Annotated in this window: 11 protein-coding genes; 8 read left to right on the plus strand and 3 right to left on the minus strand. The window is 61.4% G+C overall.

The annotated features are described in order from the left end of the window. Window positions 1-370 precede the first annotated feature (370 nt). Window positions 371-1912 carry an acetolactate synthase large subunit gene (locus TRM7615_RS18280; protein WP_165821480.1) on the minus strand — a complete coding sequence of 514 codons (1542 nt, stop codon included), beginning with the start codon at window positions 1910-1912 and terminating at the stop codon, window positions 371-373. Between the two features lie 128 nt (window positions 1913-2040). Between TRM7615_RS18280 and TRM7615_RS18285 the strand changes: the two genes are divergently transcribed. The 7 genes from TRM7615_RS18285 (at window position 2041) to mdoH (ending at window position 11542) form a co-directional block, all read left to right on the plus strand. Continuing rightward, complete coding sequence (locus tag TRM7615_RS18285; RefSeq protein ID WP_108790252.1) at window positions 2041-2520, plus strand: DUF302 domain-containing protein; 480 nt, start codon at window positions 2041-2043, stop codon at window positions 2518-2520. Between the two features lie 69 nt (window positions 2521-2589). After that, entirely contained in the window at window positions 2590-4209 is a 1620-nt protein-coding gene (locus TRM7615_RS18290; RefSeq protein ID WP_108790255.1) for a thiamine pyrophosphate-binding protein, read from the plus strand. Beyond that, window positions 4196-5380 carry a CaiB/BaiF CoA transferase family protein gene (locus TRM7615_RS18295; RefSeq protein WP_108790258.1) on the plus strand — a complete coding sequence of 395 codons (1185 nt, stop codon included), beginning with the start codon at window positions 4196-4198 and terminating at the stop codon, window positions 5378-5380. The genes TRM7615_RS18290 and TRM7615_RS18295 overlap by 14 nt, the downstream gene beginning before the upstream one ends. Window positions 5381-5558: 178 nt before the next feature. Further along, entirely contained in the window at window positions 5559-6929 is a 1371-nt protein-coding gene (locus tag TRM7615_RS18300) for a tetratricopeptide repeat protein (RefSeq protein WP_108790261.1), read from the plus strand. Window positions 6930-6951: 22 nt separating this feature from the next. Next, on the plus strand, window positions 6952-8175 hold the full coding sequence (locus TRM7615_RS18305) for an OpgC family protein (protein WP_108790264.1): 1224 nt from the start codon (window positions 6952-6954) through the stop codon (window positions 8173-8175). After that, window positions 8172-9674 (plus strand): OpgD/OpgG family glucan biosynthesis protein, encoded by a 1503-nt coding sequence (locus TRM7615_RS18310; protein ID WP_108790268.1) that lies wholly within the window; start codon window positions 8172-8174, stop codon window positions 9672-9674. Before TRM7615_RS18305 ends, TRM7615_RS18310 begins: the two co-directional genes overlap by 4 nt. Window positions 9675-9715: 41 nt before the next feature. Then, complete coding sequence (gene mdoH / locus TRM7615_RS18315) at window positions 9716-11542, plus strand: glucans biosynthesis glucosyltransferase MdoH (RefSeq protein ID WP_235824144.1); 1827 nt, start codon at window positions 9716-9718, stop codon at window positions 11540-11542. Window positions 11543-11813: 271 nt separating this feature from the next. On the opposite strand, the gene TRM7615_RS18320 is transcribed toward mdoH, so the two are convergent. Next, complete coding sequence (locus TRM7615_RS18320) at window positions 11814-12635, minus strand: CE1 family esterase (RefSeq protein WP_108790271.1); 822 nt, start codon at window positions 12633-12635, stop codon at window positions 11814-11816. Further along, entirely contained in the window at window positions 12632-13102 is a 471-nt protein-coding gene (locus TRM7615_RS18325) for a rhodanese-like domain-containing protein (protein ID WP_108790274.1), read from the minus strand. Before TRM7615_RS18325 ends, TRM7615_RS18320 begins: the two co-directional genes overlap by 4 nt. 225 nt (window positions 13103-13327) lie before the next feature. Between TRM7615_RS18325 and TRM7615_RS18330 the strand changes: the two genes are divergently transcribed. Beyond that, on the plus strand, window positions 13328-16192 hold the full coding sequence (locus TRM7615_RS18330) for a monovalent cation/H+ antiporter subunit A (protein WP_108790277.1): 2865 nt from the start codon (window positions 13328-13330) through the stop codon (window positions 16190-16192).

The raw sequence follows: 16192 nt of genomic DNA on the forward strand, positions 1-16192 counted from the left end.
CGGGCGTGCTCCCGCCCATCGTTGATGCCCTTGGCAGGGCATCTTCTCCCGTTGGGCCGGGCCGCGCTTCGCGCGGCGGTTGGCACGCTTCTGCCCCCTCGCATACGCAAAACATCATCCCCTGTTTCGAACGAGAACACCACCTGCCAAACACGGGACCGCGCCGAGCTTTGCTCGGCGCCCGGCCCGAGGCCGTTAGCGGGGCTGACGCAGTCAGGTCTGCTCGGGCGCGGGAGCCCCCCGGAGTGTTGGGAACCGGCATTTCTTAAGCGGAACGGGAGCCGGGTCCATGCTTCCGGACAGACTTACGCTGCCGCCCCGATCATTGCAGTGCATCACTGCTTTGTTGTTCCTCACAAAGGCGCCCTTGTCACATCGATACCTCAATCAAACGTGGGCCAGTTGAGTCAAAGGCATCTTCCAGCGCATCCGAGAATGCCTCGGCGCTGTCTATCCGAACGCCATCAACACCCATGGCACGGGCCTGCGCGATCCAGTCGATCCGAGGGCGGTCCAGCGTCAGCATGTCGATGGCGCGCGGACCGGGGTTCTGAACGCCGACGTTGATCAACTCGCCGCGCAGGATCTGATAGGAATGGTTAGCCCAGATCACCACGGTGATGTCCAACTGTTCCCGCGCCATTGTCCACAGCGCCTGTGGCATATAGAGCGCCGATCCATCCCCGGTCAACGTCAGCACCTTGCGATCCGGGCAGGCAATCGCAGCCCCGATGGCACAAGACAGCGAATAGCCGATAGACCCCCCGCAGTTGTTGAGCCAGGTGTGTGGCGCTGCCCCTTTGGTCACGGGATGAAAGGCACGGCCCGTGGTGATTGATTCGTCCACAACGATGGCACCTTCGGGGATTTTCTGCCCCAAGACCTGTGCAATACTGTCCGGGTTCAACGGCCCGCTTACCGAAGCTTCTGGATTGCGCGTGGCCAGATCTGGCTTGGCTCCCTCGGCACCCGCTGCAACGCAAAGCCCCTCCAGCGTGCCATGCAAATCAGCGCTCCAGTCTGCCAATTCAATGATCTCAGCCCCGTCTGCGCTCAGAACCGCTGGCTTGCCGGGATAGGCAAAGAACCCTATCGGAGCCCGCGCGCCGACCAGAACGATGCGCTTGAAAGGCGCCAAAACCTCGACCGCCAGATCAATTGGATAGGGGACCCGGGGAACCGGCACCCGCCCTGCCCCACGCTCCATCCGAGCATTGGACCATTCCGACAACAGCGCACATCCGGTTTGCGCCGCGATCTGTCCCGCCAATTCCAAGGTTTCTGCCGTCAAGGCCTCGCCGCCCAACAGCAGCAGGCTCTCCGCTCCATCCAAAGCGCCTGCGGCTGCGGCAATGTCAGCCTCAGCGGGCTTCACACGGATCGGAGGTGCCAGGGGCGCTGCCACCTGACCGCCGTCGGTCCAGGCCGTGTCAGATGGCAGGATCAACGTCGCGACCTGACCTGGCGCAGTGTTTGCCGCTTGCACCGATCGCGCGGCATCTGCCCCAACATCCGCGGCCGATTTTGCGCTGTGCACCCAATGGGAAACCGGTCGCGCCAATCCTTCGATGTCTGCCGTCAGTGGCGCGTCCAGCTCCAGGTGAGAGGCCGCGTGTTCGCCCACGATGTTGACGACACCTGATCCGGCTTTCTTGGCGTTGTGCAGGTTGGATATCCCGTTTGCCAGCCCCGGCCCAAGGTGCAGCAGGGTCGAAGCCGGTTTACCTGCCATCCGGTAATAGCCATCGGCGGCTCCTGTCGCGACGCCTTCGAATAGTGTCAGAACCGAACGCATGCCAGGGATATGATCCAGCGCGGCCACAAAATGCATCTCTGACGTGCCGGGGTTGGTGAAACAGACCTCGACCCCGCTGTCCAAGAGCGTGTGCACCAGGCTCTCAGCCCCATTCATGTCCGCCATCCCTGCCTCTCCCGCTGATGTTCCCGGCGACCTTAGGGTGACATTTTGAACCACGCAATCGTGACCACACCCAAGCGGTGTTTGATGGCACAAAGGCGGGGCCGTGAAGGAGAGAGGCAATGTTTCGATCTATTATGTTCTTGAGTGCTTTTGTGTTCTCTCTGCCAGCGTGGGCGGGCGATCTACAGCCGCGTGATGGTTGGGCGGTTCACCCCACAACCCAGACCCATGATGCTCTGACCAAAGCAGTAAAAGCGGCTGTCAAATCCAACGGGCTTATTGTGGTCACCCAAGCTGGGCCCACCAAGGCCGCTGCCAATCGCGGCATCACTATCCCGGGCAACCGGGTCATCGGTGTTTTCAACAACGACTTCGCAGTGCGGGTTCTGGAAACTTCGACCGCGGCCATGATCGAGGCCCCGATCCGCATCTATGTGACTGAAAACGAAGATGGCACCGCCACGCTATCCTATAAGCTGCCTTCGCATGTCATGGCCCCCTATACGGACGAAGGCGGCGCGGCGCTTGCGGCGATTGCCCAAGAACTGGACGCCGCGTTTCAGGCCATCGCCAAGGCCGCCATAACCGGGTCACACTGACGTGATCGGGCTTGCGCCTGCCCGCTCTCTCCGCAATCTCGCATCCTGAAACAACTCGGAGAACCCCGCATGTCCACCTCCTCCCCCCGTGCCGCCGATCTTTTGGCGCGTCGCCTGTACGAAGCCGGATGCCGCCATGCGTTCGGGATGCCGGGGGGTGAGGTTTTGACTCTGGTGGATGCGCTGGAGAAGGCAGGGATCACCTTTCATCTGGCCAAGCACGAAAACGCAGCCGGTTTCATGGCCGAAGGGGTGCATCACGCTGATGGCGCGCCCGCCATTCTGGTGGGCACGCTTGGGCCGGGGGCGATGAACGGCATCAATGTGGTTGCCAATGCCCTACAGGATCGGGTGCCGATGATTGTACTGTCGGGTTGCGTGGACGAAGACGAAGCGCTGACCTACACCCATCAGGTGATGGATCATCAGGCAGTGTTTCGCCCCATCACCAAGGGCAGCTTTCGCCTGACCGCCAAAGGTGCCGACATCATCGCCGACAAGGCGGTTTCGCTTGCGATGCAGCCCCGCCCCGGTCCGGTGCACATCGACGTTCCGATCTCGGTCGCAGACACGCGCGTGACGGGTGTTCCCCTGCGGCGACTGGCCCCGGCGGCCCGGGTGGTGCCTCAAGGCGCAAAACTGGCCCAAGCTCGCGAGTGGCTGGCCGACAGCAAGCGCCCTTTCGCCATTGTCGGTCTGGACCTGCTGGCCGAAACCTCTGCCTGCGTGTTGCGGGCATTCCTTGAGCACTACCAGATCCCCTTTGTAACCACCTATAAGGCCAAAGGCATCGTGCCCGAGGATCATCCCTTGTGCCTGGGTGGTGCAGGCCTGTCGCCTTTGGCGGACAAGCATCTGTTGCCGCTCGTTGAACAGGCCGATCTGATCCTGTGTCTGGGCTATGACCCCATCGAAATGCGGCCCGGCTGGCGCGAGGTTTGGGACCCGTCGAAACAGCGTGTCATCGACATCGCCACCGTGCCCAACGACCACTACATGCACCAGGCCAGCCTGAACTTTGTCGCCCATGTGGGCGAAACGCTTGAAGTCCTTGCCAAAGGCAACGCCGCGCGCGCGGTCTGGTCAGGGGGAGAGCCGCAGGCGACCAAGACGGCGCTGGCGCAAGCGTTTCCGCAGGGCGACGACTGGGGTCCTGCTGCCGTCATCGCAGAAACCCGCGCCGTGATGCCACCCGAGACGCTGGCCACCGCTGACAGCGGCGCGCATCGCATTCTGCTGAGCCAAATGTGGGACTGCACCGAACCGCGGGGCCTGATCCAAAGCTCGGCGCTTTGCACCATGGGCTGCGCCGTGCCGATGGCGATCGGTCGCAAACTGGCGCAACCGGATCGGCCAGTGGTCAGCTTTTCGGGCGATGCCGGTTTGCTGATGGTTGCCGGAGAGTTGGCCACTGCTGCCGAGTTGGACACTCGCGCGATCTTTGTCGTGTTCGTGGACGCCAGCCTTGCGCTCATCGAGTTGAAACAACGCCAGCGTCAGATGACCAACCGGGGCGTCGATTTCGGCCACCACGACTTTGCCGCCATGGGCCGCGCTTTTGGCGGCGCAGGTCACACTGTGCGCAACCGCGCCGAACTGCGAGCCGCCTTGGGACAGGCGCAACAGGCTGGCACTTTCACCGTGATCGCAGCCGAGATCGAACGGGAGGGGTACGATGGCCGTATCTGAGGGCGCGCTGACAGGCGTCAAGGTTCTGGACCTCAGCCGCATTCTGGCCGGTCCCACTTGTACGCAGCTGTTGGGCGATCTGGGCGCAAGCGTCCTGAAGATCGAGAATCCGGTCACGGGCGGCGATGACACCCGGCAGTGGGGGCCGCCGTATGTGACAGATGCAGAAGGCAACGCCAGCGACCTGAGCGCCTATTTCATGTCCGCCAATCGCAACAAGAAATCTGTCGCGATGGACATAACCACGCTGGATGGCCAGGCCACCATTCGCCGTCTGGCGGCCGAAGCGGATATCCTGATCGAGAATTTCAAACCCGGCGGGTTGGCCAAATACGGCTTGGACTACACCACCATCTCAAAAGAGGTGCCGGGCCTCGTCTATTGCTCGATCTCGGGCTACGGGCAGACCGGCCCAAATGCCGCGAAACCCGGATACGACCTGATGGCGCAGGGCTATGGCGGGATCATGTCGCTGACCGGCGAACCAACAGGCGCGCCGATGAAGGTGGGTGTTGGCATCGCGGATGTGATGTGTGGAATGTATGCAACCGTGGGAATCCTCGCCGCCCTGCGCCATGCCGAACGCACAGGCGAAGGCCAACAGATCGACATCGCGCTGGTCGATGCACAGGTGTCGTGGCTGATCAACGAGGGTGTGAACTATCTGACCAGCGGCAACGTTCCAGAGCGACGTGGCAACGGACATCCCAACATCGTGCCCTACGACGTCTACGAAACCGCCGATGATCACGTGATCCTGGCCGTGGGCAATGACAGCCAGTTCACCCGGTTTTGCGGGTTTCTGGGTTTGAACGAACTGCCAAAAGACGGACGGTTTGCCACCAACCCCGCCCGCCTGGAACACCGTGATGCGTTAAATGCCATCCTGCGCCCCACTTTGCTAAACCACGACACGCAAACAGTGATTCGCGAACTTGAAGCGCGCAAAGTGCCGGTTGGTCCGGTACAGACGCTGGATCAGGTGTTCGACAGCGATCAGGTCACTGCGCGCACGATGCAGATCGACATGGAGGCCACCCCTGGCCCTGTGCATCTGATCGGCAATCCGCTCAATTTCAGCCGCACACCTGTAACATATCGCCATGCTCCGCCGACCTTTGGGGCGGACACCGAAGCCGTTCTCAACAGCAAAACCCCCTTCAAGGACTGAAACACATCGGCTGTTTGCGCGGGGTTTTGCTGAAACAACTGCCTGAATCGGCGGCGAATCTCACATTTTGCACACACGGGTTTTCACCAATTCGCGAGCGGCGTCGATACTGTTACTGGCCGCCTATACAGTTTGCTAAGCCGTAAGAGCCAGCACTCACACAAGGATCGGACCCAGCATGAAACAAGACATTTTCGGACAGATGAACAGCCTGACCCGCGACGACAGCGTCGAAGCGTGGAACGGTGTTCTGCTCGGGTTCATGGCGCATGCCGCTGTCACGCCGCAACATCTGGGCGCCGTGCTGACGTCTGAACCGGACTTTGCCTTGGGCCACGCGGTCAAAGGGATCTTCACCATCCTGCTGGGTCGGCGTGAGCTTTACTCGGTGGCCGAGCAAGCCCTGAAGGACGCACAGGCCGCGATGCAGGCCCGCCCGGTGAGCGCGCGTGAGATGCTGTTTGTCGAAGCCTTGCAGGTCTGGCTGGCTGGCAGCCCGACCGGTGCGGTCCAAAAGTTCGAAGAAGTGCTGCGCTCTCGCCCCGAAGACACGCTGGCCATGAAACTCAGCCACGCGGCGCGCTTTGTGCTGGGGGATGCCAAGGGCATGCGCCGGTCCATCGAGCGGGTGATGCCCACCTACGCCCCCGATCACGCGGGTCGCGGCTATCTGCTGGGCTGCCACGCCTTTGCACTTGAGGAAACCGGAGCTTATGAAAAGGCCGAGATTGCAGGCCGTCAGGCGCTGTGGATGGTGTCAGACGATGCCTGGGGTCTGCATGCGGTGGCACATGTGCACGATATGACCGGCAATGCGGCGCAGGGCCTGGAATGGCTGGCGGGGCGCGAGGATGCCTTTACCCACTGCAACAACTTCCGCTACCACGTCTGGTGGCACAAGGCGCTGATGCATCTGGACTTGGGCCAGATCGACGAGGTGATGGCGCTCTATGATGCGGAAATTCGCGCCAACAAGACCGACGACTACCGTGACATTTCCAACGCAACCTCGCTGCTTTCGCGACTCGAGCTTGAAGGTGTCAACGTTGGCGACCGGTGGGAAGAGCTGGCCGAATTCAGCGCCGCCCGGACCGAAGATGGCTGCCTGATCTTTGCCGATCTGCACTATCTGCTGGCCCTGACCGGTGACAAACGCGAGGACGCGGCGACATCGATGCTGCGCCGGATCGCGCGAGACGCCCAACAAAACAAATGCGATACCACCCGCCGCATGGCGCAGCCGGGCATGGACGCAGCCCTTGGCCTGCACGCCTTTGGCGACGGCGACTATGGGCTGGCGTTTGATCACCTTGCCAATGCGCGCGGGTCGATGCAGCTGGCCGGTGGCAGCCACGCCCAGCGCGATGTGTTTGAGCGCCTGACCATCGACGCAGGCCTGCGTGCGGGCCGCTTGGACGCGGTGGAAGGAATTCTGGATGACCGCCAAGCCCAGCGCGCCGGTGGTGAAGACAACTATGCCCTGGCCCGCCGAGCACTGATTGCCTCTGGACGTGGCAGTGAGAACGCGCAAAGCGTCCCGGCAGAATAAAAAACTAAGGACAGTACCCGATATGGCGACCGTTTCGCCCTCAACTGATTTTGCCCCCGTCGCGGCTTCGACCGCGACGCCAGCGGTGCGCGTGCGTGATCCACGTTTGGATTTCTATCGCGGCATCGCGATGTTCATCATCCTGATTGCGCATATCCCGGGTGACCCCTGGGCACGCTGGATCCCGGCCCGCTTCGGGTTCTCGGACGCAACCGAGATCTTTGTGTTCTGTTCGGGCATGGCCTCGGCCATTGCCTTTGGCGGGGCATTTGTGCGCAAGGGTTGGTGGATGGGCACCGCCCGCGTGGCCTTCCGCATCTGGCAGGTCTATTGGGCGCATATCGGGCTGTTCTTCTTTGTCGCCATGTCGATGGCGGCATTGGACCAGTCGGGACTGTTCGAAAAGACCTACATCAACTCCCTCAATCTGCAGCATTTCTTCAAGGATCCGGCCTCGCAGATGGTGGGGATCTTTACGCTGACATACGTGCCCAACTATTTTGACATCCTGCCGATGTATCTGGTGGTGCTGGCGCTGATGCCAATCTTTGTTGGTCTGCAACAAAAGCTGGGGTTCTGGGCCGCTGCTCTGGCGTCGGTCGCACTGTGGGCCGTTGCGCAAACCGGCATGCTGGCCCTTCCGGCAGAGCCTTGGTCAACCCGAGAGTGGTTCTTCAACCCCTTCGGCTGGCAGCTTTTGTTCTTTACCGGCTTTGCCTTCATGCGCGGCTGGATCCCTGCTCCAACGGTGTCCAAGACCCTGATCTGGGTCAGCGCCCTGTTTCTGGTGTTGTCCGCGCCCTTTGGTTCGTGGAAGGTGTTCCTGTGGATCGATGCGTGGAACAGCGATCTCGCTGATCAGATCCGCAAGGTCTGGCCCCTGACCAAGGAGCTCCGCGACAAGACCGAGTTTGGCCTCTTCCGCTACGTGCACTTTCTTGCGTTGGCCTATCTGGGTTGGGTCGTCGCAGGTGAAAAGGGCGCCCGCCTGATCGCCACCGGGACCGGCGCGCTGGCGCAACTCTGGCAAGTCGTCCTGACCCTGATCACAAAGGTCGGACAGCAGTCGCTTGCAGTCTTTGTTTTCTCGATGGCCGCCGCACGCATCCTGGGTGTCTTGCTGGATCAAACCGGGCGTGACTTCTTTCCCGTTCTCTTTGCCAACTTGCTTGGCTTTGCGCTGATCATCGGCGTTGCCTACTTGGCGGGCTGGTTCAAATCGCAACCTTGGAAGGCCAAGAAATGAAGCTCACTCGTCGTCACTTCCTCGCCTCTGCCTCGGCCCTTGCTCTGGCCCCCGCTGTGGGTGCCACCGGCGCAGGCGTGCCCTTTGATCGCGAGACGGTTGTGGCCGAGGCCCGCGATCTGGCCAGCCGCCCTTACGCGCCGCGCCCGCGTGTGCCCGAAGCCTGGCAGAACCTGAGCTACGAGCAATACCGCGAGATCCGGTTCCGCCTGGACAAGGCGCTGTGGTACGGAACTGACACGCCTTATAACGTCGATTTCTTTACCCCCGGTCTGTACTTCCCGCAGGCGGTCAAGGTGTTCTCGGTCGAGGGCGGTCTGTCGACGCCCGTGCCCTTCAGCCTGGACATGTTCAAGAAATCCGACAAGGTGCCCGATCTGCCCGTGGATGCCGACACGCTCGGCTTTTCCGGCCTGCGCCTTCGCACCGAGCTGCACCGCCCCGGCAAAACGGATGAGTTCTGCGTCTTCCAAGGCGCCAGCTATTTCCGCGCCATCGGTCTTGGCGAGGCTTATGGCCTCTCGGCGCGTGGTCTTGCGCTCAAGACCGGCGATCCGGAGGGCGAGGAATTCCCGGATTTCATCCGCTTCTGGCTGGAACGCCCCAAAGTGGGCCAGCGCAACATGGTTGTGCACGCCCTCATGGACAGCCCCAGTGTAGCCGGTGCCTATCGGTTTGACGTGACTCCGGGCGAAGACTGCGTGATGGAGGTAGAGGCCACGCTCTTTGCTCGCGAAGAGATGGACCATGTAGGCCTTGGCCCGTTGACCTCAATGTTCCTGTTCGACGAAACCAACCCGACTCGGTTCGACGACTTCCGCCCGGCTGTGCACGACAGCGACGGGCTGATGATCCACAATGGCGCGGGTGAGGTGCTTTGGCGGCCGCTCGCCAACCCCAAGCACCTGCAAGTGTCGTCCTTTGTCGACACCAACCCGCGTGGCTTTGGCCTGATGCAACGCTCGCGCGAGTTCTCGAATTTTGCGGATCTCGAGGCGCATTACCATCGCCGCCCCGGCCTGTGGGTCGAACCCAAGGGCGATTGGGGTAAGGGCACCGTACGTCTGGTGGAAATCCCGGCGGATCAGGAAATCTATGACAACATCGTCGCCTACTGGCGCCCTTCTGAACCCTATGCGCCCGGTCAACAGGTCGATATCGCCTATCGCCTGACTTGGGGCGAGCACCCCTATCGCACACCCCTGCCCGCTGTCATCAACACGGCCATGGGCAAGCGCCATTTTGCCGAAGGCCGTGTTGCGGTGATCGATTTTGAAGCGTCAGACCTGTTCGATGATCTCGACGCTATCGACATCTTTACCCAATCGCCGCATGTCGAAACCTCCAAGGGGGTGCTGCAACGCAACCCGGACACCGGCGGCGCGCGACTGGCGTTCTCCTTCGATCCGGGCGAACGCGATCATGTTGAATTGCGCGCACAACTGCGCAAAGACGGCGCAGCAGCGTCCGAGGTCTGGCTCTATCGGTGGACCGCTTGAACCGCGATCTGCACATAGTGCCCCCCGAGGCGCCGTTGGCCATGCCAGAGCAGGACTTTGGCGCGGCGTTTCGGGACGCCGACGCGCCAGAGGCGCGCCATGCGGCGGGTGTTGGCGGTTGGCGGTTCCTGGCCTTTGTGCCCGCCCTTGTGGCCACGCTCGGGCTGCTGTGGCTCATGCAGGACTGGTTCGCAGACGAAGGCATCAGTGTGGTTGAGGGCACGCTTCTGACGCTGATCTCATTCAACTTTTTCTGGATCGCCTTTACCGTCTCGACCGTGTCGATCGGCTTGATCTCTCTGTCGCGCCAAGCGCCCGCCGCCCGCCCATCAAAGCCCGAACCACTGAACGTGGCGCTGGTGATGCCGGTCTACAACGAGGTGCCCTGGTATGTGCTGGGCAATGCGCGATCCATGCTGGAAGAGCTGCGCGCCCGCGGCGGGGTGCACCGGTATGCGATGTTCATCCTGTCCGACACCCGAGACGACGCGATTGCCGCGCAGGAGCAGGCCAGCGTCGAGGCCTTGCGCGCCTCGTTGATGCCAGGAACCGAGCTTTACTATCGCCGTCGCCCCCAGAACACCGATCGCAAAGTCGGCAACATCGCAGATTGGGTCAGCCGCTGGGGCGGTGCCTATCAGGCGATGCTGGTGCTGGATGCCGACAGCCTGATGACCGGCCGCGCCATTGCCCGGCTGACGGATGCACTGGCCCGCGATCCCGGTGCAGGCCTGATCCAGAGCTTTCCCCAGCTGACCGGTGCACAATCCGTCTTTGCCAGGATGCAGCAATTCGCCAACGGCGTTTACGGCGCAGCGCTCGCCGAAGGTGTGGCGCGCTGGTGCGGGCAAGAGGGCAACTATTGGGGCCACAACGCCATCATCCGAACGGCTGCATTCGCCAATTGCGCGGGGCTGCCCCGGCTACGCAATTTCCGTGGCAAGGAACAACTGATCATGAGCCACGACTTTGTCGAGGCAGGCCTGCTGCGCCGTGCGGGGTGGTCCGTACGGTTCCTGCCGCGCATCCGCGGGTCATATGAGGAAACGCCCCCGACCCTGATCGATCATGTGTTGAGGGATCGTCGCTGGTGTCAGGGCAACCTGCAGCACCTGAACTTGCTGGGTGCGCGTGGGTTCCGCTCGATCTCGCGGTTTCATCTGTTCCATGGGGCCATCGGCTACCTGATGTCGCCCATCTGGTTTGCTCTGTTGGTGATGTGGGCGTTGATTGGTCAGGGCGAGGATGCAAGCGTTTTGCACTACTTCCGTCCCGACAACCCGCTGTTCCCCCAGTGGCCCGAAATGACCGAAGGGCGCCACGTGCTGATCATCGTGCTGATGTACGCCATGCTGCTGGTACCCAAGCTGATGGGTGCTGCGGCCCTGCCCCTGACCGGCGCGCGCTATACCGAGTTTGGCGGTGGTTGGCGGTTCACACTGTCATTTATGTCCGAGGTGATCCTGTCGGTGATCTACGCTCCAATCCTGATGGTGCAGCAAATGATCGCCGTGTTCCGCACGATGCTGGGTCTGCAAAAGGGCTGGTCGCCCCAGGCCCGCGACGGCGGAACTTACGGCCTGAGAACGCTGGCCATGTGTCACGCTTTGGAAACGATCAGTGGATTGGTGCTGACCACGGGGATCATATCAGGGTTGGTCTCGGTGTGGCTTGCGCCAATTGCTCTCAGCTTGGCTTTGGCCATTCCGTTGTCCGCCCTGAGCGGAGTGACTGCAAAAACGGCGCGCAATCTTTTGGGCTTGCGCGAAGACTTTCGCGAGCCTGCCATTGCACAGGCTGCGCGGCACTACCGAACAGAACTGAAATCGCTCCTGGACAACAACTCCTCGGCCACTCCGGCAGAGTGATCACCAAACGGTGTCGACCTGTTTTGCAGTTCAGGGACGCTCCCGCCCGTCGTTCGTGCATCAAAGATGCCCTCCTCCCGTTGGGCCGGGCGCCGGGCTGCGCCCGGCGGTTGGCGTTTGGTGCCAGGCAATTTGACCAAAAGAAAAAGCATTCACCACAGGCGCAACCGCGCCGAGCGACAAGCGAGGCGCCCGGCCCAAGGCCGTTGGCGGGGCTGACGCAGTCAGGTCTGCTCGGGCGCGGGAGCACCCCCGTGTCAAGAGACGCCTCCTAGCTTCCAGGTAGGCCTTCAAACCAATCCACCACCAGATCCGCCCATCCTTTGGGCACTTGGTGGCCCCCGGGAAACAAAACAAATTCCAGCGCACGGTCCGCTCCACAACTCCAGCGGCGGTGCATGAAGTCTCCGTTCCGGCTAAACCCCGCGGGTTTGTGGTCCGTGCATTCGTTGACGTTGCGCCAAATCTCGAGGCCAGCAAAGATGTCGCCCTGAACAAAGCGCCCGCCACCCAACACGCGGCCCTCCAGCGGGACAACATTGTCTGTCCAGCCATGGGTGTGCAGCATCCGGATCGGACCATTGCACTCGGTCGGCTGCGGACGCCAGAACCCGCCTGACACCGGCACATAGGCCGAAAACGCCTCGGGCGCTGCACAAGCCAGGTAATTGACCATGAAGCCGCCCGCGGAAAACCCACCCAGCATCACCCGCCCCTCATCCACACCAAAACGATCCACCGCGTCCGCCACCACGGATTTCAAGAACCCCGTCTCGTCGCGCCCCTCCCAGCCGGGGTAGAAATTCCAACTCAAACCCCGGTTCGATCCGATCCGTTGCGAGCCATTGGGCGCCATCACCGCATACCCCCGCCCGAGCAGGCCATCCACCATGGCTCGGTTGCGCATCGTGGCCGCTCCATTGCCGCCATAGCCGTGCAGGAATACCACCAGCGGCGGCGTCTCTGCGCGCGGCAGCTCGATGTGATAGCTGCCGCCTTCGATCTCACACGCGTCTTCCGGCCCACCACAAGCTGCCTGCACACCCTGACCCGCTGCGATCAGACCCAGGCCCATCAGAAAACGCCGGATCATCCCGATCCTCCCTCAACTTGCGTAACCGGCAGGCCGGTTTTCAACCAGCCCGGACCGGCGGCCGAACCCAGCATCCCCTCGGGCACATCAACAATGTTGGAAAAGCCCGCCTCGGTCAGCGCGCGGCTCAGACGGGCCGAGCGCACACCGCGCGCGCAGATCACGGCGATGGGGCGGGTCTTGTCAGCGCCTGCGACCTGCGCAAGTGCCGTCAGAAAGTCGTCGCGTCGCATGTCGATTGGATGGGCCCCGGATGGAACCCCGGTGGCCATCCATTCACGCGGTGTACGGATATCCACCAGCACAACATCGCCTTGCGCTGCGGCCTCATGCGCTTGCGTCACCGTCAGCTTGGCGCCCCCATAGTGAGGTGGTGTTGCGCGCCACCAATAAACGCCAGTAGCAAGCGCCGCCGCGCCGCCAAATAGCACCATTCGTCGTGTGGGAAAATTTCTTTGCCGCGTCATGTTAGCGCGCCTTGACCTGTTTCTGAAGCAATCGGAACAACTGGACTTATCTAGGACGCGAACCGGCGAGAAATCCACTCAAGTTCCCGTCAGAACCGCCAAAAACCACCCAGAATCGGTATCGGACCAAAATCGTAAATATTTCAAGGTCTGGACAGGCGGCGAAATATCCTTACTCAAAATACAGGTTTACGTCCGAACCAGGCAAATAGCGGAGGATTGCTTGTGTCCCTGTTCCTGATAGCAGCCTTGCCATTTCTTGGAGCGGTCTTTCCCGCCCTGCTGATCCGAGCTGGCCGCAACGCCTCGTCCGCCTCTGCCGGGGCGACGACGTTTCTGGCGCTGCTGGGATTGCTGGTCAACGCCCCCGCCGTGTTTCGCGGAGAGGTCGTCACCGCACGTTTTGACTGGCTGCCCGGATTGGGGTTGAACGCGAACTTCTACCTCGACGGTCTGGGTTTTCTTTTTGCCGGGATGATCCTGGGCATTGGCCTGTTGATCATCCTCTACGCGCGGTTCTACCTGTCACGCGAAGACCCGATGGGTCAGTTTTATACCTATCTTCTGCTCTTTCAGGGTGCGATGGTGGGCATCGTTCTGTCCGATAACATCCTGCTGTTGTTAATTTTCTGGGAACTCACCTCGCTCAGTTCGTTCCTGCTGATCGGCTATTGGAAGCACCTACCCGCCGGGCGACAGGGCGCCCGCATGGCGCTGGCCGTGACAGGTTCAGGCGGATTGGCGATGATCGCGGGCATGCTGATCCTGGGAAATATCGTCGGAAGCTATGACCTGACCGTGATCTTGCAGAACAAAGAGCTGATCCAGGCCTCGCCGTATTACATGCCAGCGCTGATCCTGATCCTGATCGGGGCCTTCACCAAGTCGGCGCAGTTCCCGTTTCACTTCTGGCTGCCGCACGCGATGGCCGCGCCGACACCGGTTTCGGCCTATCTGCACTCGGCCACGATGGTGAAGGCGGGCCTGTTCTTGATGGCGCGGATGTGGCCGGTTTTGGCGGGCACCGACGCCTGGTTCTACATTGTGGCCACAACTGGTCTTATCACCATGCTTCTGGGTGCGGTGATCGCCCTGTTCAAAGATGACCTAAAGGCGCTTTTGGCCTTTTCGACGGTTTCTCACCTGGGTCTGATCACCATGCTATTGGGTTTTGGCACCAAGTTTGCAGCGGTGGTTGCAGTGTTCCACATCATCAACCACGCGACGTTCAAGGCGGCACTCTTCATGTCGGCGGGTATCGTTGATCACGAGACGCACACACGCGACATCAAACGACTGGGCGGCTTGCGACACCTGATGCCGGTGACTTTCATCATCGCCACGGTGGCGTCACTGTCGATGGCCGGTATTCCACCGCTCAACGGCTTCTTGTCGAAAGAGATGATGCTGGATGCGGCGGTCCACACCACGTGGCTGAACTCGCCCTATCTGGTGCCTGGCGTGGTGCTGATTGCGGCTCTGTTCTCGGCGGCCTATTCTTTCCGCTACATCGCGCATGTCTTCTTGGGACCGGTCCGCGACGACTATCCCGCGAAACCGCATGATCCGGGCGTTGGCATGTGGCTGGCACCCGCGTTTCTCGTCACGCTTGTTGTCCTGATCGGCCTCTTTTCCAGCGCCATTGTCGGGCCCTTGGTCGCTGTTGCCTCTGGCGCGGTGATTGGTGGAGAAAAGCTGCCCTACTACTCGCTCAAAATCTGGCATGGGTTCAACGCGGCGCTCTACATGTCCATCGTGGCCACCATAGGTGCTGTCATCCTTTTGGCGATGCACGGGCGGTTCGAGCGGGTCTGGAACGCCCTTCCCCGTCCCGAAGCCAAGGTCATCTTTGATGCAGTCATCGGCTGTCTGACGGCCACCAGCCGCAAAATCACCGAGGGGCTGCACAACCGCTCGATGGCGCGGTATTCGGCAATCTTTGTTGTCTTTGTCGTCTCGCTGGCGGGCTATGGCTATTATACGGGCACGGATTCGGTTCCGACGCGGATCGGGATCGAGGCTGGCGTCATGCCGATCATCGGCTGGATCTGTCTGATGGGGGCCACGATCTGTCTGGTGGTGTTCCACCACAACCGCTTTGTCTCGCTGGTGTTGGTGGGTGTCGTGGGTCTGATCATCTCGATCGGGTTCAACTACCTGTCCGCACCCGACCTGGCGCTGACACAGATCTCGGTCGAGGTGGTGACGATCATCCTGCTCTTGTTGGCGCTGAACTTCATGCCCAAGGAAACCCCGTGGGAAACCACCAACGAGCGGCGGTTCCGTGATGTGATCATCGCCGGCATTTCTGGTCTGGGCGTTGGCGGGCTGATCTATGCGCTGATGATGCGCGATTTTGCCTTCCCGACGATCTCGGAATTCCACCTGGCGAACTCCTACAAGGGCGGCGGCGGCACCAATGTGGTCAACGTGATCCTAGTGGACTTCAGGGGCTTTGATACCTTTGGCGAGATCATCGTTCTGGGGATCGCCGCGCTGGTGATCTATGCCCTGACCGAAGCGGTGCTGGGCACCCGCGTGCGGGCCTATCTGCTGAACCGCAAGCCGGATATGCCGCAATCGGGTGATGCCCACCCGCTGATGATGGTGGTGGTCACCCGCGTGATGATGCCGATTGCCCTGATGGTGGCGGCCTATATCTTCTTCCGGGGTCACAACCTGCCTGGAGGCGGCTTCATCGCCGGCCTGATCGCTGCAATCGCCTTTATCATGCAGTACATGGCCAGCGGGTTCAGCTGGGCGGCAGAGCGGCAGAAGGTGTTCTATCACGGCATCATCGGTTCGGGCGTGTTGATCGCCGCGATCACCGGCATGGGCGCGTGGTTGAACGGCAAACCGTTCCTGACCAGCGATTTCGGCTACATCCACTGGCCACCGCTGGAGGAATTCGAATGGGCCACCGCCATGGGCTTTGACCTGGGCGTGTTCCTGGCCGTTGTGGGCGCGGTGATGCTGGCGCTGGAAAGCCTGTCGCGCTTTGCCTGGCAGCCTGGCATTGCGTCAGAGCACGCGATGGACATCAACCCCGCCCGCGATGATGAAGACACCGAAGAAAAGAAGGAGGTCTGA

The sequence above is a fragment of the Falsiruegeria mediterranea M17 genome (genome assembly GCF_900302455.1).
Classification (GTDB): Bacteria; Pseudomonadota; Alphaproteobacteria; order Rhodobacterales; family Rhodobacteraceae; genus Falsiruegeria; species Falsiruegeria mediterranea.

Bases quoted from the DNA above. Each gene is read 5' to 3' on its own strand.
- TRM7615_RS18280 (WP_165821480.1), bottom strand. From the start codon at position 1,912: ATGAATGGGGCTGAGAGCCTGGTGCACACGCTCTTGGACAGCGGGGTC.
- TRM7615_RS18285 (WP_108790252.1), top strand. From the start codon at position 2,041: ATGTTTCGATCTATTATGTTCTTGAGTGCTTTTGTGTTCTCTCTGCCA.
- TRM7615_RS18290 (WP_108790255.1), top strand. From the start codon at position 2,590: ATGTCCACCTCCTCCCCCCGTGCCGCCGATCTTTTGGCGCGTCGCCTG.
- TRM7615_RS18295 (WP_108790258.1), top strand. From the start codon at position 4,196: ATGGCCGTATCTGAGGGCGCGCTGACAGGCGTCAAGGTTCTGGACCTC.
- TRM7615_RS18300 (WP_108790261.1), top strand. From the start codon at position 5,559: ATGAAACAAGACATTTTCGGACAGATGAACAGCCTGACCCGCGACGAC.
- TRM7615_RS18305 (WP_108790264.1), top strand. From the start codon at position 6,952: ATGGCGACCGTTTCGCCCTCAACTGATTTTGCCCCCGTCGCGGCTTCG.
- TRM7615_RS18310 (WP_108790268.1), top strand. From the start codon at position 8,172: ATGAAGCTCACTCGTCGTCACTTCCTCGCCTCTGCCTCGGCCCTTGCT.
- mdoH (WP_235824144.1), top strand. From the start codon at position 9,716: ATGCCAGAGCAGGACTTTGGCGCGGCGTTTCGGGACGCCGACGCGCCA.
- TRM7615_RS18320 (WP_108790271.1), bottom strand. From the start codon at position 12,635: ATGATCCGGCGTTTTCTGATGGGCCTGGGTCTGATCGCAGCGGGTCAG.
- TRM7615_RS18325 (WP_108790274.1), bottom strand. From the start codon at position 13,102: ATGACGCGGCAAAGAAATTTTCCCACACGACGAATGGTGCTATTTGGC.